Source organism: Moraxella sp. ZY200743 (assembly GCF_050885545.1).
Lineage (GTDB): Bacteria > Pseudomonadota > Gammaproteobacteria > Pseudomonadales > Moraxellaceae > Moraxella > Moraxella haemolytica.
On the sequence record NZ_CP091313.1, the window covers coordinates 610,547 to 631,750 of the forward strand.

Below are 21,204 nucleotides of genomic sequence, written 5' to 3' on the forward strand. Positions count from 1 at the left end.
TGGTTATAGATTATGAAACTAGTGATATGGGTGGTGATGCTTCTTTAATTAGACTTAATTTACAAACCCTTAATAGTAATTTAGTTATGATAGATTATGCTCAACAACCTGCTCTATCTGCTCTGGTTATCCTTGCCAAATACTATGGTATTTCTGCAAGTCCAGCAGACATTATGCATCAGTTTTCTGATAATACAAAAGGAGACCTGAATGAAATTGAATGGATGTTGGCAGCAAAGAAATTGGAATTAAAGGTAAAGATTATAAAACAGCCTTTAGCTCGATTGTCAATGATAACACTTCCTGCTTTGGTGTGGTGTGATAATAAGCCCGATTTAGATCAAAATTTAAACTCTCATTTTATACTAACTAAAATTGATGGGGTGGGATCTGCTGCAAAATATCTCATCTATGATTTGATCGAAAATCGTCCTATGATATTAGATGCAAGTGAGTTTTCTGAAAGATATTCTGGTAAGTTAATGCTAGTAACTTCCCGTGCGTCAATATTGGGTTCATTGGCTAAATTTGATTTTACTTGGTTTATTCCTGCGGTAATCAAATATCGTTATATTTTTTTTGAAGTTATTATTATTTCAGTGGTGCTACAGATTTTTGCTCTGATTACGCCATTGTTTTTTCAGGTTGTGATGGATAAGGTATTGGTGCATCGTGGTTTTTCTACTCTGGATGTGGTAGCGATTGCCTTATTGGTAGTAAGTTTATTTGAAGTCATTTTAAGTGGTCTACGCACTTATATTTTTGCTCATACAACCTCTCGAATTGATGTAGAGCTAGGAGCACGATTATTTCGTCATCTACTCGCTTTACCACTTGCTTATTTTGAAAGCAGAAGGGTGGGTGATACGGTTGCACGCATACGGGAGCTGGAACATATCCGCAATTTCTTAACTGGTCAAGCTCTCACTTCAGTTTTAGATTTGGTGTTTTCTTTTATATTCTTGTTTGTAATGTGGTATTACAGCCCTACTTTAACACTGGTAGTTTTGGCATCATTACCAATATATGCGTTTTGGTCTGCCTTTATTAGCCCAATTTTACGCACTCGACTAAATGATCAATTTGCACGCAATGCAGATAATCAATCTTTTTTAGTGGAAAGTATTACTGCGGTTGGTACGGTAAAAGCAATGGCGGTTGAACCTCAAATGACCCGTCGCTGGGATAATCAATTAGCAGCTTATGTGGTTTCTAGTTTTCGGGTAGCTAAGTTGGCAATGGTTGGGCAGCAAGGAGTACAACTCATTCAAAAGATGGTTGTTGTGGCAACTCTATGGATTGGTGCAAAATTGGTAATTGAAGGCAAGCTATCGGTAGGTCAATTAATAGCATTTAATATGCTGGCAGGTCAGGTGGCCGCTCCTGTTATTCGCCTGGCACAGCTATGGCAAGATTTTCAGCAAGTAGGTATTTCAGTGGCGAGATTGGGTGATATTTTAAATAATCCAACTGAGCATTCTACATCTCGCTTAACTTTGCCTGATATTAAGGGTGATATTACATTTGAAAATGTTGATTTTCGCTACAAAATAGATGGGCATTTAATATTACAGAATTTAAATTTACAGATTAACGCTGGAGAGATACTAGGTATCGTAGGACGCTCTGGTTCAGGTAAATCAACATTGACAAAATTAGTACAGCGTTTATATGTACCAGAAAATGGGCGAATATTAGTTGATGGAAACGATTTGGCATTAGCTGATCCCGCTTGGCTGCGTCGCCAAGTGGGTGTTGTTTTGCAGGAAAATGTGTTACTCAATCGTAGTATTCGAGATAACATTGCCCTAACTGATACGGGCATGTCATTAGAGTTTATTATCCAGGCTGCCAAGATGTCTGGGGCACATGACTTTATTATGGAATTGCCTGAGGGTTATGATACGATTGTTGGAGAGCAAGGTGCAGGCTTGTCAGGTGGACAACGCCAGCGTATCGCTATTGCGCGTGCTTTAATTACAAATCCGCGTATTTTGATTTTTGATGAAGCTACCAGTGCATTAGACTATGAGTCGGAAAGAGCCATCATGCAAAATATGCAGGCAATTTGTCAAGATAGAACAGTCTTAATTATTGCACATCGCCTATCTACTGTAAAAATGGCACATCGCATTATTGCGATGGACAAAGGGAAGATTGTGGAGCAGGGTACACATCAAGAATTGTTGCAAAAAGAAGATGGTTACTATCGTTATTTATATGATTTGCAGAATGGATAAGTTTGTTCTATTAATGCTATTATTAAACATTCAAGGAAAATAATTCATGTTTATACAAGCACTTAAAGATTTTTTTATTCGTTATGTGACCGTTTGGCGAAATACATGGGCAGTGCGAGACCAACTAACCCCTCCTAAGCGTACTAAAGAAGAACTCGCTTTTCTTCCTGCACATCTAGAACTCACTGACACACCTGTATCCAGCTCTTCTAAGTGGACAGCTAGAATAATCATGATATTCGCCCTATTTGCTTTGCTATGGTCTTGGGTTGGACGGATTGATATTGTTGCCACAGCTTCGGGAAAAATTTCTTCAGGTAGTCGTAGTAAAACTATTCAATCTTTGGAAACAGCCATAGTTAAAGCTGTGTATGTGCGTGATGGTCAGAATGTTCAGCAAGGAGAGGTATTGGTAGATTTGGTGGCGGTTGGTTCAGATAGTGATGTCGATCAGTCCGAAAAAGCCTTGCAATCAGCACAATTATCCAAACTACGCCTTGAAGCAATTTTATCAGCATTGAATCACCGTATCAGTCCTAAGATTGATTTAGCATATGCAAAGTCTTTAAATATTTTAGAATCGGAAATTAATGAAGCCCAAACTTTGGCCCAAAATCAATATCAAGCATGGTTGGCACAAGATGAACAATTAAAATTAATCTTAAAGGGGCATCAGGCGGAATTACAGTCTGCCCGATCTCAAGAACAAAAGTTGGTTGCGGTTGGTGCAATTGAACGCCAAAAGACTGATGACTATCGAAAGCTTAAAGCAGAGAACTTTATATCCGAGCATGCCTATCTGGAGCAAGAAAGTAAATTACTTAGCAATCAGAATGATTTACAAAGTACGCGTAGTCAGATTCAAAAAATACAAGCTGCAATCATGCAAGCTGAACAAAACCGTATGTTATATACTCAAAATCTAAAACGCGATACATTAGAATCTTTGCGTCAAACCAATGAGCAAATTAATCAATACACTGGTCAAACTAATAAAGCTAAGCAGCGTCAGAAATTGCTAAGTATTAAATCGCCTGTTAATGGTACCATACAAGAGTTAGCAACTTACACTTTAGGTGGAGTCGTACAAGCAGCACAAAAAATCATGGTTGTGGTGCCTAATGACAATCAAGTGGAAGTAGAGGTATTGGTGCTAAATAAAGATATCGGCTTTGTAAAGGTTGGTCAGGATGTTATTGTCAAAGTTGAGAGTTTTCCTTATACGCGTTATGGTTATTTGACAGGCAAAATCAAAAGCATTAGCCATGATGCCGTAGAACACCAACATTTAGGATTGGTATATACTGCACTTGTTGCTCTTGATAAAAGCACATTAAATATAGATGGGGTAACAATCAACTTAACACCAGGGATGAATGTTACTGCTGAAATTAAAACGGGTAAACGCCGTGTTTTGGATTATATGTTAAGTCCATTGCAGACAAAAGTTGATGAAAGTTTTCGTGAGCGTTAATTTTTCCTGCACTTTTATTTAATTTGATAAACTGAGTATTGTAATAAGAATTGTTAAAAGCATCCGAATCAACCAGAGAAACCATGAGAAATATAAAAATGAAAAAGTATGTTTATCCTTATTCACTTTCTTTACTCTTTTTTATGAATAGTTCTCCTACTTATGCGTTTAATTTGCAAGAAGCGTGGTTTGCTGCACAACAAAATTCTGCAGATTATCAGGAGGCGTTTTATCAAAAAAATGTTATTCAAGAAAAACAACGGCAGGCCAAATCAGTTTTCTATCCACATCTTTCTGGGAATATCAATTATCAGAATCAACCTCATTCTTCGACTTCTATTAAAGAAAATTATGGTTGGGATTTACAGCTTAGTCAAACTTTATTTGATGGAAGTGAGATTGCCAAATATCGTCAAAGTATCTACAATAGTAAGGTGGCTGAGAAAAATTATAGTGATGCTAAAGAGCAACTATTATACAATGTGGCAGAGAATTATTTTAATTTGTTACTTAGTAATGAAACAATCATTGCTTATACAGCAGAAAAAATATCTTATGAACAACAGGTTAGGCGTGCTCAGGCATTATTTGACAAAGGTGTTGCTACAGCACTAGATATACACGAAGCTCAAGCGGGTTATGACAATGCTGTAGCACAAGAGATTGCCGCAATTGCAAAAAGACAAATTTTGGAAAATCAGCTTAATAATTATACAGGGTTGGATAGTAAACAAATTGAGCCTATCTCTATCCTTGATCAAATTGATGATTATCTTTTACAGATTAAAAAATATAGCCTAGATGAATGGCAATCGATTGCTTTGGAGAATAATCATAGGTATTTAGCACAAAAATATGCTGTTAACAGCCAAGAAGAGGCTGTTAAAGCTGCTAAAAATAATCGTTTACCTACACTCAAAGGGCAGATTAAATATCAAGATGTATCATCTCCCAATAACTACAAAGCTGATGATAAACAAAGAAATGCTACAATACAATTGCAGTTTCATATTCCTTTGTTCGCAGGTGGAGACCTAAATAGTAAAATAAGTGAAGCAATGAATCAATATGAGGCAACCTATGCTCAATTAGTTGCTATGGAGAGACAAATTAAACTGGCAATACGCCAAGCTTATGCTGAAAGTAATGCTATGTACCATCAAATTCTTGCACAAGAACGCGTACTTAAAAGCAGACAACTCCAACTCAAATCAACTGAAACAGGACAAATATACGGCATAAGAAACCATTTGGAGGTAATACAGGCTAGGCAGGGAGTAACAGAGGCAGAGCAAAAACTTGCAGAGACTAAATATAAATTCTTGATGGCTTACCTCACACTTATTAAAGAAAGTGGTTTAGAGTTGGAAGAGAATATAAACATTATTTGATCGAATTGGCTAAACTTTGAATTAAGCCAAGGGTGTACTAAAAGATAAAATCTGCGTTTTGGTGATTTTAGATTGTAAACAAAACATAATTATTTTGCGTTTTTCATAATACATCATACCAAATTAATGGCATGATGTATTATTAATATTATGATTCGCTTGTTTCTGCCGATTCTATTTCAGCATCAACGCTTGGCATGGCGGTCAGCATGGGCAACTCATTAAATACTTTACAAAATAGCTCGGCGGTTTTTTGAGTGTCGTATAATGCTGAGTGGGCATGATTATTATCAAAGTCAATGCCTGCCATGACGCAAGTCCTTGCTAGTACTGTATGACCGTATGCCAAAGCGGATAGGCTTGCTGTGTCTAGTACGCTAAACGCATGAAAGGGCGAATGATTTTTGCTATTGGTGCGGGCGATGGCGGCATTTAAGAAGGTAAGGTCAAAATGAGCATTATGCCCCACCAAGATACACTGACGGCAATCAAACTGCTTACGAACTTCTTTAAGTGCTTTAAAAATGCGTCTTAGGGCGATTTTTTCATTCTCGCTGATTGCCTTGCGAAAGGGACTATCAGGATTGATGCCTGTAAATTTTAAGGCGGCAGGCTCAAGGTTCGCTCCAGCAAATGGCTCAATATGGGCGTTTAGTGGCTCGCCTTGATACAGATTGCCTGTATCATCCATCAAGATGGGAATGCAAGCAATCTCAAGCAGGGCGTCTGTTTGAGCGTTAAAGCCTGCAGTCTCAACATCAACCACCACAGGCATAAAACCACGAAAACGCTCTTTTAGGGTTGTTGGTTTATTGGCGAACTTTGTCATCACAACACCTGTCTCCAAGCTAGGGTCTGACCTGCCAATAGTGGCGTAAGCGTCTTGCCATCTAAGTAGTCATAGGACTCTGTGACGGTTTGTTCTTGTTTAACTAGAGTAATGGTGCTGGTATTGATGGGCAAGCCATAGAAGCTAGCCCCAAAACGACTGGCAAAGCCTTCTAGTTTATCCAAAGCCCCTACGCTTTCAAAGGCGGTGGCATAAAGTGGTAGAGCGTGTACGGCAGAATAGCAGCCAGCACAGCCACAAGCGGACTCTTTGGTGTGGGTAGCGTGAGGTGCAGAGTCTGTACCCAAGAAAAATTTGGGATTGCCAGAGGTAGCAACTTCTAACAAGCGTTGCTGATGCTTTGCTCGCTTTAAAATCGGTAAACAATAAAAGTGTGGTTTAACACCGCCAACGAGTAGATGATTGCGATTAAATAATAAATGTTGAGGTGTAATGGTCGCTGCGATGTGCTTGTCTTGTGCCAAGCAAAAATCAGCAGCATCGGCAGTGGTGATGTGCTCCATGACGATTTTTAACTCAGGAAAATGTTTGATAATGACGGATAAAATCTCGTCCAAAAAACGCTTTTCACGATCAAAGATATCCACATCGCTATGAGTAACCTCTCCATGCACCAGTAATGGAATGCCGTGTTTTTGCATGGCTTCAAATACAACCGCTCGCCCCAAAATATCAGTAACGCCATCTGATGAGTTGGTGGTTGCTCCTGCAGGATAAAGCTTGACGGCTTGCACCACGCCTGAGACTTTGGCACGCTCAATTTCATCAGGCGTGGTCTGATCGGTCAGATATAGCACCATGCGTGGGTCAAATTGGTCTTTACGAGTTTTGCTGATGTCCGCCTTTGCCAAAGCAGTCAAAATCCGCTCTCGGTAGGCAATGGCGTCTGCGGTTGTCTTGATGGGTGGCACAAGGTTTGGCATGCAGATGATGCGGTTAAAACTTGTGGCGGCGTGCGGTACGGTAGTGCGTAAAGCATCACCATCACGCAGATGAATGTGCCAATCGTCTGGCTGAATCAGGGTAAGTGTGGTCATGGCTGGTTCGTTATTGACTGACTAATGATGAATGATAATGACTACTTATTGTTAATATTTGGTATTTTAGCATGAAATGGGTGGGGTGTACGAACATTTGTGGTATATTTTGCAAGTTGCATGACTGTGTGAGTACATAAATGATACTTGCGTTACAAAAGACAAGTCATTGATTTTTTGTGATACTCAAAAGGTTGTAACCATTTTTATGCCATTTGTATTATCCAAGGCAGGGTAGCATCTGCATCTGGGTGCGTGGTACTTTTCGTTGGTATAAATTTATTTAATATGTCAACAAAAAAGCACACACAATATCAGTGTGTGCTTTTGGGGAAAATGGGCTACTTTTGTTCAAGTTGCGGCACAGCATTGCCACTACCTACACCAAGCAGACCTGTTTGGGTATAGATGGCTAGCTTATGGCGAGTATCGGTGATGTCTAGATTACGCATGGTCAGCTGTCCGATACGATCTAGTGGTGTAAATGCTGCATCTTCAACTTTTTCCATAGATAGGCGTTCTGGTTGATAGGTTAAGTTGTCAGATTCGGTGTTTAGGATACTGTAGTCGTTGCCACGACGCAATTCTAGCGTTACTGCACCTGTGATGGCACGAGCCACCCAACGCTGGGCGGTTTCTCTTAGCATGAGTGCTTGGCTATCAAACCAGCGACCTTGATATAGCAGACGACCCAAACGCAGACCATTGATTCGGTATTGTTCGATGGTGTCTTCGTTGTGAATGCCTGTTACCAGACGCTCATAGGCGATGTGTAATAGTGCCATGCCAGGGGCTTCATAGATGCCACGAGATTTGGCTTCGATAATTCGGTTTTCGATTTGGTCGGTCATACCCAAACCATGACGGCCGCCGATTTCGTTGGCTTTTAGGATTAGGTCAACAAGATTGTTGATGCGTTCGCCATTGATGGCAATAGGCACACCTTCTTCAAAAGTAACGCTCACCTCTTCAGCATCAATCTTGACATTCTCATCCCAATAGCGTACGCCCATGATGGGTTCAACAATCTTATGGCTGGCGTTTAAGAATTCCAAATCTTTAGCTTCATGCGTAGCTCCAAGCATATTGCTATCGGTAGAATAGGCTTTTTCTTTACTCATTTTATAATCAAAGCCGTTATCAATCAAAAACTGGCTCATCTCAGCTCGGCCGCCAAGCTCATCGATGAAAGACTGGTCAAGCCATGGTTTATAAATCTTTAATTCTGGGTTGGCAAGCAGACCATAGCGATAAAAACGCTCAATGTCATTGCCTTTATAAGTTGAGCCATCACCCCAAATATTAACCTCATCTTCACGCATGGCAGTAACCAGCATGGTGCCTGTTACTGCACGACCTAACGGCGTGGTGTTAAAATAAGGCATTCCGCCTGTGGTTATATGAAATGCACCGCAGGCAATGGCGGCAATGCCTTCTTGGGCAAGCTGCATACGGCAATCAATCAGGCGTGCCTTAATTGCACCGTACTGCTCGGCTTTGGCAGGGATGGCGTTGTAGTCGTCCTCGTCAGGCTGACCTAGATTGGCAGTGTAAGCATATGGCAAAGCACCTTTTTGCTTCATCCAAAGTAAGGCGGCGGAAGTATCAAGACCGCCAGAAAAAGCGATACCAACTTTTTGACCTTCAGGCAGGTGCTGTAAGATGGTAGTAGTAGTTGACATAAAAAACTCCAAAAAATAATGAAAATTTCAAAAATTATAGCACTTTTACTGGGCTTTTGGGGTTGTTTTTTATTTTTTAAAAAAAAATTACTGATTACACGAGAAAGTGTAAAAACATGAATAAGTATAAAAAATGATAAGAAAACATGAAAAGATGATAAATTTACCATCATTTCTTAAGAAAATAGGGAAAAATCTGGCAAAATTTGCTAAACTAACATTTTATAAAATATCTATCATTTTTTAACTTAATACTCCTTGAAATTTTTATTGAATTGTTATTATCTAGGTGGTCATGAATTCAACCGCAGACAGCATTCATTTACACATTGATACCACTTGCCAAAAACTTAGTGTTTTTAGGGGTAAGGGGCTTGTTTGTGCCTTTAGCATATCCACCGCTAAAAATGGAGTGGGGCAGTTTGAGGGGACGGGGTGTACACCACTTGGCAGGCATATAATCAGTGATAAAATCGGTGGTGAATATCCTGTTGGTGCAGTCTTTGTTGGTAGGCGATTTACAGGCGAGATTTATGATGACAAACTTGGGCGGGCATATTCTGATAGAGATTGGATTTTGAGCCGTATTTTGTGGTTAAAAGGCACAGAAGATGGGTATAATCTGGGTAAAACAGCAGATGGCATGGTCTGTGATACGCACGCACGCTATATCTACATACATGGCACGCCTGATACTGAGCCGATGGGTGTGCCGATGTCGCATGGCTGTGTGCGTATGCGTAATAGTGATGTAGTGCGACTATATGACATGGTTGGTGTGGGTACGCCTGTGCTGATTGTATAGTAAGCAGGTGGCACAACATGGGTGTGTGCTGATGAGTTTTTAATCGTAAGATGATAAGGGCAATCATGAACCTACAAAAAGTTGATTTAAACCTACTGGTACATCTTGATGTATTGCTACGAGAAAAGAATGTTACTCGTGCTGCCGAACAGCTTGGTATCACCCAGCCTGCGATGAGTAATATTCTGCGTAGGCTTCGCTCTTTATTTAATGATCCGCTATTGGTGCGTTCAAGTGAAGGCATGACCCCTACCGAGCGAGCAGGCGAACTACAGCCACGCATTCGTGAAATTCTCTCTGATGTCAGCACTCTGCTTGAGCCACGCACAGAGTTTCGCCCTTATAGTACATCTAGAGTATTTCGCATCATGACCTCTGATTATGCCGAGGCGACTTTAGTGCCACGCTTGGTCAAGGCACTTCGTAGCGAAGCACCGAATGTCATTTTGGACTTTTTAACTCCATCTGATGTGTCCTACCAAGACATGGAGCAAGGGCGTGTGGACTTGGCGATTAACCGCTTTAATGAAATCCCTCAAAGCTTTCATCAAGTACTGGTATGGCGTGATACTTTTAGTTGTTTGTTATCAGCAGACAGTCCATATGTGAGCAGATTTAATCTCAAAAACTACCTAAAAGCCCAGCATGTTTGGGTGTCTAAGACAGGCATGGGTGTGGGTTTTGGGGTCAATCCTGAAAAATCAGGTGGTCTAGGCTCTATTGATCAAGCCTTGCAACGACTAGGACAAAAACGCCGAATTAGTGTTTTTACTCGCCACTATCAGATGCCCGCCATGCTTGCTGCCAATAAAGATTTGATTGCAACTTTGCCGACTCGTGTCGCCAAGCTACAAGCACACAACAATCCACAGATTATTGTCAAAGAACCGCCATTCTTTATTCCAGAGTTTGAACTCACAATGGCATGGTCGCCCTTGCTGCAGCACCACTCTGCACACCGCTGGTTAAGACAGTTGATTTTACATGTGGCTCGTCAGGTTATTGCAGAAGAAGAAAAGGCTGATGATTACCAAAGCGGTCAATCTGATGTATTGTTTGATGATTTGAATAATAAATTTGGATTTTAAGAACAAAGAAGATGAAGGATGCAAAAGGTAAATGGTAAAAAAAGGGTGAATGATGCAAGCCATAAAACCATTACCAAACATAAAAAACCCTAGCTGATTACTGGGTTTTTTATGGTTATTTTTTGGATTTTTGCTGTTTTAAGATGGTATGGTTGTTATGAAAGTTGCTATTAATATTACTGGTTTTGCTGATTAAATCGTTTGTCTCTTTGGTCGGGTAAGGCACCATCATTATCATCAAAGCTAGATAATGGAGCCATGACGGCATTTTTGGCAGGGAGTTTTTGCACATGAATCAGTCGCCAGTTGTGAATGCCATCATTATTGACTTGTAGGTAATATTTGGCAGGTGTATCATCAAGATAGACCTTGCCCTCATAGATATTATCGCTGATATGTCTGATGCTAAAATCCCTGTCTTTACTCTCATCGGTGGCGTGTGAAATACTAACGGCAAGAAGTTTTGGGTATTGTAGTGGTGTACCGTCTTTTAGTTTTCCGCTTTGTAGGCTGTCTTTAGGGTAGCGAAGTTCAAACCTAACCTTATCACCATCAAAACGCATCACACCAGAGATATCAAGGTCATGTGCCAGCTTATCTCGTGTGGCGTCTTGATAGAGAGTTTTGCCGTCCATGTACCAATCATCTCGTACGGTACTGTCTTGAATCTTGATGGAATAGCCGATAAAAAACAGGCAAACCACCACCACAAAAGCAGGCAGACCAACCACAAAAATAGTCATAAAAGGGTTTTTGTACCAAGGTTCTTTTTGAGATGTTTGTTTTTGGTTGGTATTCATGATAATGAGGCTATAAAAAAATTTACTCTATTTTAGCATATTTTTAATCAAGCCAAAATATTGTTAGTTTAAAAATTCCAAATGTAAGATGGTTTAAACTTAATATATCTTAAAAGCTGATTGGCACTAGCATCTTTAGCTAAAACTAATCCATCCTTGATGATTGTCTAACTCTCATCAACAACCACAAAAAACACCCCAAGAAAGATACTTGGAGTGTTTGCTTGGTTTTAATGACTGGCACTGTGTTTATTGTTTTGGTTGATGGATAAAATTATCATCAGCACTGGCACTATATTTGCCATCTTCGGTATAGACCGTGATGGTGATTGGTGTTGTGCCAGCTTTGATGATATTGGCATCACCGATGATACTGACAGGCAAATCATACGGCTCATTCGCTTGCAATGGGATTTGTTTGAAGCGAGACTGTAGCGTCAATCCTTCGGTAGGCTCTAGGCGTACCTTGTAAATTTGCCTTTCGTCTGTTTTGTTGACGATTTTTAGGACATAGCTGTTTTCTACTTTTCCATGCTTGACAGTGCTGATTTGTCTGCGGTCATGGCGAATTTCCATCTCCAATGGTGCACGACCTGTAGCGACCAATGTCGCTGCGGTGATGGCGGCACCTAGTACAAATATATAGGCAAAGATACGAGGGCTGATGACTTTGGTTTTTTGTTTTTCGAGCAGTTGTCGCTCGGTGGTGTAGCGTATCAGTCCACGAGGATAGCCCACTTTGTCCATGATTTCATTACACGCATCAACACAAGCAGCACACTGAATACATTCCACCTGCAATCCATCACGGATATCAATCCCTGTTGGACATACTTGAACGCACATGCTGCAATCTACGCAGTCGCCATAACCCTCTGGGTGATCACCTCGTTTGCGTGCACCACGAGGCTCACCTCGTTCGTAGTCGTAGGAGACCAGTAGCGTGTCTTTGTCAAACATTACCGACTGGAAGCGACCATAGGGGCATAGATGTACACACATATGTTCACGCATATAGCCTGCATTGGTCTGAGTTACAAAGGTGATTAATATAAAAAACACCCAAGTAATTTTGCCCCAACCCATAAAAAATGGCGTATGCCCATTAAAGAACAGATAATCTGTTCCTACAATAAAGGCGATGAATGTCAAAGCAGTAATCGCAGAGAACACTAGCCAAACACCATGGATAAGCAGTGTTTTTAGGATTTTTTGAGTATTCCAAGGTGCTTTGTCAAACTTGATGCGTTGATTGCGTTCGCCGATGACCCATTTTTCTATATGCTGATACAGATGTACATAGATGGTCTGTGGGCAGGCATAGCCACACCACACACGCCCAGCATATACCGTAACCATAAATAGCGTCATGGCAGCAATGATGAACACGAATGCAAAGAAATAAAAATCCTGTGGCATAAAAGTTGCCCCAAAGATATGAAACCTTGGTTCAATCACATCTAATAAAATCGCCTGTCTGCCATTCCAGCGAATCCAAGGTGCAACCAAAAAACCAACTAATATCGCATACATCACCACAAGACGGATATTTTGGTATTTACCCTTGGCAAAGCGTGGGTGCACACGATGTTTTGTCGCATCCATGTCTTTAGAATGTGGAATGATTTTTTCTGGAGGTGGGCGTTGTTTTTTTGGTTTTTTTGGGGTGAGTTCTGCGGGTGCTGGCTTGGACGCTTGGTCTGCTTGATTGGCTGGCACCTTTGACTGGTTTTGTGAGTCTGGCATATAGACACCTTGTATGGCTGACTGTAAATATATCGGTTGATAAAATCAGCAAAATTGCTTGATGTGTTCTTAGGTCTTATTTTTATATCTTGGCGTTATTATAGCATTTTTGATAAATAGAAAGCGTAACTTTTGACTGATTATTTTATAATATGAAACACTATTTATCCGAATCCTAAAAACACCCAAATTTGAGTAGTTTTTAGGATTATGTCTAGACAAATGCATAAAACTTGAATAAAACCTTAAAACAGGATAGTTGTCATTAAAACTCAGTATGGCTTAAAATTTCCTTAAAGAGTGCTTTTTGTTCAGGGCTTGGTTTGGCAGATTGCAACGACATGATGGCACTCATGTCGCCATCAATGCGGATTTTGCCCATCATAAAGGCTTCTATGGCAATATTAGTGTCGCCTGTTTGTATGATGTCTTTAAGTGTTTGTTGGTCAATTCTGATGGTGCTAACAGCGTGATCTGCATGACCTTGGTGGATTTTACCATCTTGTAGGTGTAGTAGGGCAGAGGTGTCTTGTTCAATGGTAATATTAATGATGAGTGTCTGCAAGGTGGGTGGTAGGTTTAGTTCACCAGTTTGGGCGTTAAGTTGGCTTACAACATCAAACCATGCCTGTGATAAAAATTGTGCCATTGGGTCATCTCCAAGATTCTTAAAATAAATAGTAGGGCAAGCCAACTTTAAATAACGATTGCGTCATGGGGTTGGCTTGTGCATCATGGGTGTATTATAAATCAAAAAACCGTCAATTAAATGGCTAAATGTCATAAAATTCAAACGCAAAGGGCGGTACAGGAAGTGATGACCAAATTGTAAATATTTGTGACAGATGACAGATACCTTGCATTGGCTATTCAAAAATCATGATTACCGACCATTTTGCCATCCAAATATCCCCTAAATTCAAGTTTTTGTTTTAAAAAAATCCGTCAAGATGGGCTGAAAATGGATAAAAATGCCTAAAATCACAAAATTTTGCTAAAAATTCAATTATTTTTACAAAAGATAGCCTAAAAATTACATTTGTGTTGTATAATAAAAGCTGAGAAGTATTGTTAATACCCTATTATCAATATGGAATTAAAATAGGTTTGGTTTGCACAATATTAAATAGTGCTACCAAATCATGCAAGCCAAGCAATTCATCAGCCAAGCAAGCATAACTAATACACATTGTATAGATTTGATGATCTTTGCTGTATTTTCCTTAAAAAAATTAAGGGTTTTTATCTTGGCTGGCTTGTAAGTTGATGATATTTGTATTGCTTTGCGTTAAAATATATAAAAGTACAAATCAAAAAGCGTTGATTTTATCGCTGATGGCTGATTGATGATGAAGATAAATTAGACAGCATCAAGCAACATCAGCAATGAAATTCGCTATACAAATCGGGCTGCACAGGAAAATATCCAATGAGTCTAACTAATACAGCAGTAGCACCGAATATTGACCGTGAGTATGAAATCACTATTGTGCGTTTCTTTACCATCATGGCAGTATTTTGGGGCATCGTTGGCATGACAGTGGGTGTGCTTATCGCATCACAGCTTGCATGGCCAGCTTTAAACTTTGATACATCTTGGCTATCTTTTGGACGCTTAAGACCGCTACATACCAATGCGGTGATTTTTGCGTTTGGGGGGTCAGCACTTTTTGCAACATCTTATTACATCGTTCAGCGTACCTGTCAGACACGCTTGTTCGCTCCATATTTGGCTTGGTTCACATTTTGGGGCTGGCAAGCCATCATTGTCTCGGCGGTTATTACCTTGCCTTTGGGCATTACTTCTAGTAAAGAATATGCTGAGCTAGAATGGCCGATTGATATCGCTATTGCATTGGTGTGGGTTGCTTATGCTATTGTGTTTTTTGGCACTTTGATTAAGCGTCAAACTGCGCATATCTATGTGGCAAACTGGTTTTTTGCCGCCTTTATCATCACGATTGCACTACTTCATATCGTGAATAACTTGGCGGTGCCAGTAGGTCTATTCAAGTCATATTCGCTATATGGCGGTGCGACAGATGCGATGGTTCAATGGTGGTATGGTCATAATGCGGTAGGCTTTTATCTGACGGCTGCTTTCTTGGGCATGATGTATTACTTTATTCCTGTGCAGGTTGGTCGCCCTGTTTATTCTTACCGTTTATCTATTGTTCACTTTTGGGCATTAATTGCTTCTTATATGTGGGCAGGCGGACACCACTTGCATTATTCAGCATTACCTGACTGGACTCAGTCTTTAGGTATGGTGTTCTCGCTTATCCTGTTTGCACCTTCTTGGGGTGGTATGATTAATGGTGTTTTGACACTGTCAGGCAGTTGGGACAAATTGCGTACTGACCCAATCATCCGCTTCTTGATTGTGGCACTTTCTTTCTATGCCATGAGTACCTTTGAAGGTCCAATGCTTTCTATCAAAGCTGTAAACGCTATCAGCCATAACACTGACTGGACGGTAGGTCATGTGCATTCTGGAGCACTTGGCTGGGTGGGTATGGTTACCATTGGTTCTATCTATGTGCTATTGCCGCGTATTTGGAACAAAGCAAAAATGTACTCAACCAATCTTATTACGGTACACTTTTGGCTTGCGACTACAGGTACGGTTCTATATATCGTAGCACTATGGATTTCTGGTATTACTCAAGGTATGATGTGGCGTGCTACCAACCCAGATGGTACTTTGGCTTATGACTTTATCCAAACCGTTGTTGTATCACATTGGCCGTTCGTGGTGCGTACATTGGGTGGGGCGTTGTATGTTGCAGGTATGCTCGTGATGGCTTATAACTGCTATAAGACCATTAAAATGCCGAGCATTCCTGAAAAAATCGCCAAGCCTGATGAGGTAAACACAGGTCGTGATGAAGTATTTGATAATGACACCATCAAGGCTTAAGGGGAAAATCATGTCAAATATTACTCATGAAATTGTTGAAAAAAACACAGGCTTACTGGTTGTCTTTATTGTCATTGCAATTAGTTTTGCAACCTTGGTTGAGCTAATCCCACTGATTTATGACACCAATGCACCCGATCAAGGTGGTGTAAACAAACCTTTGCCAAATATGCGTCCTTGGACAGCACTTGAGCTAGAGGGGAGAGATGTTTATATCCGTGAGGGTTGTCATGTTTGCCACACTCAAATGGTTCGTCCACTTCGTGCTGAAGTGGAACGCTATGGACCATATAGCCGTGCAGCAGAATCCACTTGGGATCATCCGTTCCTATGGGGTTCTAAGCGTACTGGCCCTGACTTGGCTCGTGTAGGTGGTCGTTATTCAGACCAGTGGCACAAAGACCACTTGATTGACCCACGCTCTGTTGTGCCTCAATCCGTGATGCCTTCATATCCTTGGCTTGCTAAGAATGAAGTTGATGGCGTAAAAGTACAGCAAAAAATGCGTATCTTTAAAGATCGTTTTGGTTTGCCTTACACTGAAGAAGACATTGCAGCAGCACCTGACCAAGTTCAGGGAGCAACCGAGCTTGATGCATTGGTTGCTTACCTGCAACAACTTGGTATTGCAATGCAGGGTCAACGCTAATGAACTGGGGCGTTTTACATAGTATTGCAACCGTTGCGGCTTTTATTGCCTTTATCGGGATTGCATGGTGGGCGTACTCGCCTAAGAATAAAAAACGCTTTGAAGAAGATGCACAACTTGCGCTTGATGACAAGAATTTCTTGTCATCGCACGAGCGCACTAAGGATATACAATGAGCTTTTTTTGGGGTTCTTGGATTACTGTCCTATCACTTGCTTGCTGGTTATTTATCTTCAGCGTACTTGTGTGGACATTAAAATCTAAACCTGTCTTAGAAGAAGATGAAACGACAGGGCATTCATACGATGGTATTAGAGAGTATGACAAGCCATTACCAAAATGGTGGCTGGTTATCTTCTTTGGTACACTAATTTGGGGTTTGGGCTATTTTGTGCTATTCCCCGCTATTCAGCCAAATGTCTGGAAGGGCATTACAACGGTTGAGGTTGATGGTCAAGAAGTGCCTTGGACATCAGAAAACGAACTTAACAGCCAGCTACAAGCCAACAATAAAGTATTTACTGAAAACTTTGAACAAGGCATTTTGGCAAATGCAGGTGCAACTGAAGCAGTTGCTGTACTAGCAAAACTTAATGAATTACAAGCTCATAAAAAAGACGAAGCTGAACCATCAAAAGAGCTTCAAGACCAAATTGATGAGCAAGTAAAATTGCTAGCACCTTATGTGGATAAACTTTCAGCCGATCCTGAGGCACTAAAAGCAGGTAGCCGCCTATTCTTGCAAAACTGTGCATTATGTCATGGCTCGAACGCTAAAGGTTCTTTGGGTTATCCAGACCTAACGGATAATGACTGGCTATATGGCGGTGAGGCGGAGAATATCCTAATTACTATTCATAATGGTCGTGTGGGTGCGATGGCGGCATGGCAAAAGCAACTGGGTGAATCTGGTGTGCGTGCTGCTGCTGATTATGTGCTTAGCATCTCTGGCAACCAAAACGGCTATGATTTAAATGCAGCCACTGTTGCTCAAGGCAAAGCCATCTTTGAAGCAAACTGCGTGCTGTGCCATGGTCCTGATGCTAAAGGTATGACCGCAATAGGTGCACCGAACTTAACTGATGATATTTGGTTATTTGGTGGAGACCGTGAGTCTGTCCGTACTACCATCCGTCATGGTCGTTCTGGTGTGATGCCTGAATGGCAGACCAAGTTGGGTAATGAGCGTATCATGTTGCTTGCAGCTTATGTGCGTTCACTGTCGCAAAACCCAACAGAATAACACGCTGTTATTAAAAAAGAGCCGTTAATCGGCTCTTTTTTGGTTTCTGATTAAAAAGCAAGTACCGCCCCTGATTAACCAAAGTGATTGACAATAAACAAAAAACAGTCAGAGTGTTTATTCTGATTGTTTTTTGTGGCTGACTGAATTATTTTTTAAGAGATTTTTTGGTTTTGGCTGTAGATGGCGGCCTGCAGCCAAATATTAGCTTGGATATAGTCATGCACCTTAATTTTTTGTGTGTCATCGGTGGTAACTGCAGCGATACGCACCACCAGAGGACTGGCATCAGGCTCACGCAAAATTACCACATCAAATAAGGTGATGTCTTTATTAAAAAACTGAGTTTGGCTAATGCCAAGTACCTGACCTTGACACCAAGCCTCATCTTCTTGACCAAAAGTGTCGCCAAAAAGATAAATACAGCTGTGTCCAAAGTTAATCTCAACAGGGGCGAGCGTCTCACCATCATCAAGATTGGGCTGCCATGCACGAATTTTATCATCAATATCATCAGGAACTTGACCGCTATTTTGACTGACAATGTCATTAAATGCACGATGATAGCGAATGGCAACAGGGTCTTCTACCAAGATGGTTTCGTCTTGATTGCTTGGTTCAATATGGTATGCCCATGCACTAAAATTGACATAGTAGGTTTTTGGGGTTTTGTATTCTGTACGGTTGACGGCATACAGTTGGTCAAAAGCGTAGATTGTTGCACCATCTTTGGTCTTTAGGCGTAAAATGGCGTCTGAGGTCTTTTCACAGCGGATGATGCGTTCTATGTGGCATTCTATTCCGTACGGACTATTGACCGCAGGAAAAGCGTTCACAAATGCTTTTGGTATACCATCTTCTAGACTTAAGATTTGTTTGATGTGGCAAGGTGTATCATTGGCAATAAGTATCTTGTTATCTGATGCATGACTTTGGGCCAATCCACTAGATAGGTGGGCTGTCTCAAGCATTGACTGTAGCCAGTTGGGAACATCTTGATTGATGTCATCGGTCAAGATTGCCCAGTGGTCGCCATGTCCTGCGTTTTGATCGCAAGGCAAATCCACTTTAGCGGGTGGCACTTCATGTTTGTAAGTATAACGCATCTGGTTCATACAATATTCTCAAAAGATATTTTCAAAATTTACCATTTAGATAGGGAGTTTATCTAAAAAATCAAGACAAAAACTTATCTAAAACTCATCTGATGTGTCATTTTATATAAAACCATCAAAATATGTATCAAAATCATCATTGTTAGCGACTCGCTGTGAATTTGTGATGTTAATTTGTGCTAAATGGTGTAAACTATGGCGATTATTCATTAAGAGAAAGTTGATTATGTTTCGTCCATTAGCGTTATTTATTGGGCTAAGATATACAAAAGCTGAGCACAAAAAAGGGTTTATCTCTTTTATTTCGCTCATCTCTATGATCGGCTTAGCATTGGGCGTGGCAGTACTTATTACGGTATTGTCGGTGATGAATGGCTTTGACCGTGAGATGAAAACTCGTATCTTGGGTATGATTCCGCAGGCGTCGGTGATTTCCTATGGAATCATTCCGGATTGGCAAGATTTATCCGACAAAATCATCAAGCAAGATCGAGGGCAAAATATCAAGGCAACCGCCCCCTTTATCCACCTGCAGGGCATGGTAGCAGCCAATGGGCAGGTCGCTCCTGTGATGATATCAGGCATTGAGCCAGAATATGAAAAGCAAGTTTCTATCGTAGATAATCATATGACCAAAGGTAGTTTTGATGATCTAAAAGCAGGTGAGTTTGGTATCGTATTGGGCAAGAGTACAGCAGATGGATTGGGTCTTGATGTGGGTGATAAAGTAACGCTTGTGCTTCCTGAAGCGTCATCATCGCTGATAGGGTTGATACCTAGATTTAAGCAGTTTACGCTTGTTGGGACTTTTAATATTGGTAAAGATGTAGATGGTATCCTAGGCTTTGTGGCGATGCGTGATGCCGGTGTGATGCTAAGGCTGCCTGAAGGGGCACAGGGGATACGCTTGCTGATGCACGATGTTTTTAAGGCACCTGTTGCTGCCAATGAAGCGGCCAAACTCGATGACAATCTGTATCCTGATGATTGGACAAGCACTCATGGCAATCTATTTAATGCAGTTAAAATGGAAAAGTCTATCATCGGATTACTGCTGTTTTTGGTGGTGATTGTTGCGGCGTTTAATATCGTTTCAAGCCTTGTGATGTTGGTTACTGATAAAAAATCAGACATTGCCATCTTAAAGACTTTTGGGGCATCATCTAAGCTAATCATGCAGGTATTTTTGGTGCAAGGCATGATTATTGGTGTGATTGGTACGGTCGTGGGTACGATTTTGGGTGTGGTGCTTGCCTTGAGCGTTAATGACATTGTTAACTTTTTAAGCGGTTTGTTTGGTGTAACTTTAATGCCGGCAGGTGCGTATCCTGTGGATTTTTTACCATCAGAGGTTCAGGTGCTTGATATTGTAGTCATCGTTTTGGCATCGTTTTTATTAAGTTTTGTTATGACCATTTATCCTGCACTGCGTGCATCTCGCATTCAGCCGGCACAAACATTGCGTTATGAATAAGGAGATGGCATGAGCATTATTTTGCAGGCAAAAAATATCACAAAAACTTATGATGAAGGACGGATTCAAACCACTGTATTGACTGGGTTGGATTTAACCATTTGCAAAGGTGAACGAGTCTCTATTGTTGGTAGCAGTGGTTCAGGAAAAAGCACGCTGCTACACCTGTTGGGTGGTCTAGATACTCCAACGGCAGGAGAGGTATGGTTGCAAGGCAAATGTCTAAATCAGCTCAACGAAACAGAGCGTGGTGATTTGCGTAATCAGCATTTGGGATTTATTTATCAATTTCATCATCTGTTGGCAGAGTTTACTGCTACCGAAAATGTCGCCATGCCCATGCTGATGCGTGCTAATGTTCCCATCGGTGAGGTACACAAGAGGGCTAATCGTCTGCTTGAGCGTGTGGGACTTTCACATCGGATGCACCATAGACCAAGCGAGCTTTCGGGTGGTGAGCGTCAGCGAGTAGCCATAGCTAGAGCATTGATTACCAATCCTGCACTCATTTTGGCAGATGAACCGACCGGCAATCTAGATGATTACAATGCCAATGCTGTTTTTGAGTTGTTGTCAGAGTTGCAACATGATTTTGGTACGGCATTACTTATGGTAACACATGATAGAAATCTGGCAGCTAGGGCGGATAGACAGCTTGAGATGCGTGGTGGTCAGTGGGTTTGATGAAGT

General features: G+C 41.0%; 18 protein-coding genes. 11 read left to right on the forward strand and 7 right to left on the reverse strand.

What is annotated here, in order from left to right:
* Positions 1 to 26 precede the first annotated feature (26 nt).
* The 3 genes from L3D27_RS02935 (at position 27) to L3D27_RS02945 (ending at position 5,105) form a co-directional block, all read left to right on the forward strand.
* Positions 27 to 2,240: a type I secretion system permease/ATPase gene (locus L3D27_RS02935; protein WP_432481496.1), complete on the forward strand. Its 2,214-nt coding sequence runs from the start codon at positions 27 to 29 to the stop codon at positions 2,238 to 2,240.
* A 46-nt stretch (positions 2,241 to 2,286) separates the two neighbouring features.
* A complete protein-coding gene (locus L3D27_RS02940; protein ID WP_432481497.1) occupies positions 2,287 to 3,714 on the forward strand; it encodes an HlyD family type I secretion periplasmic adaptor subunit in 1,428 nt (475 codons plus the stop codon).
* A gap of 83 nt (positions 3,715 to 3,797) precedes the next feature.
* The gene (locus L3D27_RS02945) at positions 3,798 to 5,105 is read left to right on the forward strand and encodes a TolC family protein (RefSeq protein ID WP_432481498.1); all 1,308 of its coding nucleotides are present in this window, start codon (positions 3,798 to 3,800) and stop codon (positions 5,103 to 5,105) included.
* Positions 5,106 to 5,253: 148 nt separating this feature from the next.
* Here the strand turns inward: L3D27_RS02945 and rnt are convergent, their stop codons facing one another.
* From rnt to argG, 3 genes are all read right to left on the reverse strand, one after another.
* Entirely contained in the window at positions 5,254 to 5,934 is a 681-nt protein-coding gene (gene rnt / locus L3D27_RS02950; RefSeq protein WP_284674165.1) for a ribonuclease T, read from the reverse strand.
* Positions 5,934 to 6,992 carry a dihydroorotase gene (gene pyrC / locus L3D27_RS02955; protein WP_432481499.1) on the reverse strand — a complete coding sequence of 353 codons (1,059 nt, stop codon included), beginning with the start codon at positions 6,990 to 6,992 and terminating at the stop codon, positions 5,934 to 5,936. Before pyrC ends, rnt begins: the two co-directional genes overlap by 1 nt.
* Positions 6,993 to 7,333: 341 nt before the next feature.
* Positions 7,334 to 8,674 (reverse strand): argininosuccinate synthase, encoded by a 1,341-nt coding sequence (argG, locus tag L3D27_RS02960; RefSeq protein WP_432481500.1) that lies wholly within the window; start codon positions 8,672 to 8,674, stop codon positions 7,334 to 7,336.
* A 295-nt stretch (positions 8,675 to 8,969) separates the two neighbouring features.
* Here argG and L3D27_RS02965 point away from each other — a divergent pair, with 295 nt between their 5' ends.
* Together L3D27_RS02965 and L3D27_RS02970 are read left to right on the forward strand one after the other, a co-directional pair.
* On the forward strand, positions 8,970 to 9,479 hold the full coding sequence (locus L3D27_RS02965) for a L,D-transpeptidase (RefSeq protein WP_284674168.1): 510 nt from the start codon (positions 8,970 to 8,972) through the stop codon (positions 9,477 to 9,479).
* 65 nt (positions 9,480 to 9,544) lie between these two features.
* The gene (locus tag L3D27_RS02970; RefSeq protein ID WP_284674169.1) at positions 9,545 to 10,567 is read left to right on the forward strand and encodes a LysR family transcriptional regulator; all 1,023 of its coding nucleotides are present in this window, start codon (positions 9,545 to 9,547) and stop codon (positions 10,565 to 10,567) included.
* A 176-nt stretch (positions 10,568 to 10,743) separates the two neighbouring features.
* Here L3D27_RS02970 and L3D27_RS02975 read toward each other — a convergent pair whose 3' ends face one another.
* The 3 genes from L3D27_RS02975 to L3D27_RS02985 all read right to left on the reverse strand — a co-directional run bounded on the left by L3D27_RS02975 (position 10,744) and on the right by L3D27_RS02985 (position 13,762).
* Complete coding sequence (locus L3D27_RS02975; RefSeq protein WP_284674170.1) at positions 10,744 to 11,367, reverse strand: FixH family protein; 624 nt, start codon at positions 11,365 to 11,367, stop codon at positions 10,744 to 10,746.
* A gap of 249 nt (positions 11,368 to 11,616) precedes the next feature.
* Positions 11,617 to 12,972: a cytochrome c oxidase accessory protein CcoG gene (gene ccoG, locus L3D27_RS02980; RefSeq protein ID WP_284674561.1), complete on the reverse strand. Its 1,356-nt coding sequence runs from the start codon at positions 12,970 to 12,972 to the stop codon at positions 11,617 to 11,619.
* 406 nt (positions 12,973 to 13,378) lie between these two features.
* Positions 13,379 to 13,762 carry an SCP2 sterol-binding domain-containing protein gene (locus L3D27_RS02985; protein ID WP_432481501.1) on the reverse strand — a complete coding sequence of 128 codons (384 nt, stop codon included), beginning with the start codon at positions 13,760 to 13,762 and terminating at the stop codon, positions 13,379 to 13,381.
* A 780-nt stretch (positions 13,763 to 14,542) separates the two neighbouring features.
* On the opposite strand from L3D27_RS02985, the gene ccoN reads away from it, so the two are divergent.
* The 4 genes from ccoN to ccoP are packed head-to-tail and all read left to right on the forward strand — an operon-like array spanning position 14,543 to position 17,925.
* A complete protein-coding gene (gene ccoN, locus L3D27_RS02990) occupies positions 14,543 to 16,033 on the forward strand; it encodes a cytochrome-c oxidase, cbb3-type subunit I (protein WP_284674172.1) in 1,491 nt (496 codons plus the stop codon).
* A gap of 10 nt (positions 16,034 to 16,043) precedes the next feature.
* A complete protein-coding gene (gene ccoO, locus L3D27_RS02995; RefSeq protein WP_373627449.1) occupies positions 16,044 to 16,682 on the forward strand; it encodes a cytochrome-c oxidase, cbb3-type subunit II in 639 nt (212 codons plus the stop codon).
* Positions 16,682 to 16,858 carry a cbb3-type cytochrome oxidase subunit 3 gene (locus L3D27_RS03000; RefSeq protein WP_284674174.1) on the forward strand — a complete coding sequence of 59 codons (177 nt, stop codon included), beginning with the start codon at positions 16,682 to 16,684 and terminating at the stop codon, positions 16,856 to 16,858. Before ccoO ends, L3D27_RS03000 begins: the two co-directional genes overlap by 1 nt.
* Positions 16,855 to 17,925 carry a cytochrome-c oxidase, cbb3-type subunit III gene (gene ccoP, locus L3D27_RS03005; RefSeq protein ID WP_432481502.1) on the forward strand — a complete coding sequence of 357 codons (1,071 nt, stop codon included), beginning with the start codon at positions 16,855 to 16,857 and terminating at the stop codon, positions 17,923 to 17,925. Before L3D27_RS03000 ends, ccoP begins: the two co-directional genes overlap by 4 nt.
* Positions 17,926 to 18,080: 155 nt before the next feature.
* On the opposite strand, the gene L3D27_RS03010 is transcribed toward ccoP, so the two are convergent.
* Complete coding sequence (locus tag L3D27_RS03010) at positions 18,081 to 19,040, reverse strand: hypothetical protein (RefSeq protein ID WP_432481503.1); 960 nt, start codon at positions 19,038 to 19,040, stop codon at positions 18,081 to 18,083.
* A 226-nt stretch (positions 19,041 to 19,266) separates the two neighbouring features.
* Between L3D27_RS03010 and L3D27_RS03015 the strand changes: the two genes are divergently transcribed.
* Both L3D27_RS03015 and lolD read left to right on the forward strand, forming a co-directional pair.
* Positions 19,267 to 20,514, forward strand: a complete 1,248-nt coding sequence (locus L3D27_RS03015; protein ID WP_432481504.1) for a lipoprotein-releasing ABC transporter permease subunit — start codon at positions 19,267 to 19,269, stop codon at positions 20,512 to 20,514.
* 9 nt (positions 20,515 to 20,523) lie between these two features.
* The gene (lolD, locus tag L3D27_RS03020; protein ID WP_284674178.1) at positions 20,524 to 21,198 is read left to right on the forward strand and encodes a lipoprotein-releasing ABC transporter ATP-binding protein LolD; all 675 of its coding nucleotides are present in this window, start codon (positions 20,524 to 20,526) and stop codon (positions 21,196 to 21,198) included.
* The last annotated feature ends 6 nt before the right edge of the window (positions 21,199 to 21,204 follow it).

Bases quoted from the DNA above. Each gene is read 5' to 3' on its own strand.
- L3D27_RS02935 (WP_432481496.1), top strand. From the start codon at position 27: ATGGGTGGTGATGCTTCTTTAATTAGACTTAATTTACAAACCCTTAAT.
- L3D27_RS02940 (WP_432481497.1), top strand. From the start codon at position 2,287: ATGTTTATACAAGCACTTAAAGATTTTTTTATTCGTTATGTGACCGTT.
- L3D27_RS02945 (WP_432481498.1), top strand. From the start codon at position 3,798: ATGAGAAATATAAAAATGAAAAAGTATGTTTATCCTTATTCACTTTCT.
- rnt (WP_284674165.1), bottom strand. From the start codon at position 5,934: ATGACAAAGTTCGCCAATAAACCAACAACCCTAAAAGAGCGTTTTCGT.
- pyrC (WP_432481499.1), bottom strand. From the start codon at position 6,992: ATGACCACACTTACCCTGATTCAGCCAGACGATTGGCACATTCATCTG.
- argG (WP_432481500.1), bottom strand. From the start codon at position 8,674: ATGTCAACTACTACTACCATCTTACAGCACCTGCCTGAAGGTCAAAAA.
- L3D27_RS02965 (WP_284674168.1), top strand. From the start codon at position 8,970: ATGAATTCAACCGCAGACAGCATTCATTTACACATTGATACCACTTGC.
- L3D27_RS02970 (WP_284674169.1), top strand. From the start codon at position 9,545: ATGAACCTACAAAAAGTTGATTTAAACCTACTGGTACATCTTGATGTA.
- L3D27_RS02975 (WP_284674170.1), bottom strand. From the start codon at position 11,367: ATGAATACCAACCAAAAACAAACATCTCAAAAAGAACCTTGGTACAAA.
- ccoG (WP_284674561.1), bottom strand. From the start codon at position 12,972: ATGGATGCGACAAAACATCGTGTGCACCCACGCTTTGCCAAGGGTAAA.
- L3D27_RS02985 (WP_432481501.1), bottom strand. From the start codon at position 13,762: ATGGCACAATTTTTATCACAGGCATGGTTTGATGTTGTAAGCCAACTT.
- ccoN (WP_284674172.1), top strand. From the start codon at position 14,543: ATGAGTCTAACTAATACAGCAGTAGCACCGAATATTGACCGTGAGTAT.
- ccoO (WP_373627449.1), top strand. From the start codon at position 16,044: ATGTCAAATATTACTCATGAAATTGTTGAAAAAAACACAGGCTTACTG.
- L3D27_RS03000 (WP_284674174.1), top strand. From the start codon at position 16,682: ATGAACTGGGGCGTTTTACATAGTATTGCAACCGTTGCGGCTTTTATT.
- ccoP (WP_432481502.1), top strand. From the start codon at position 16,855: ATGAGCTTTTTTTGGGGTTCTTGGATTACTGTCCTATCACTTGCTTGC.
- L3D27_RS03010 (WP_432481503.1), bottom strand. From the start codon at position 19,040: ATGAACCAGATGCGTTATACTTACAAACATGAAGTGCCACCCGCTAAA.
- L3D27_RS03015 (WP_432481504.1), top strand. From the start codon at position 19,267: ATGTTTCGTCCATTAGCGTTATTTATTGGGCTAAGATATACAAAAGCT.
- lolD (WP_284674178.1), top strand. From the start codon at position 20,524: ATGAGCATTATTTTGCAGGCAAAAAATATCACAAAAACTTATGATGAA.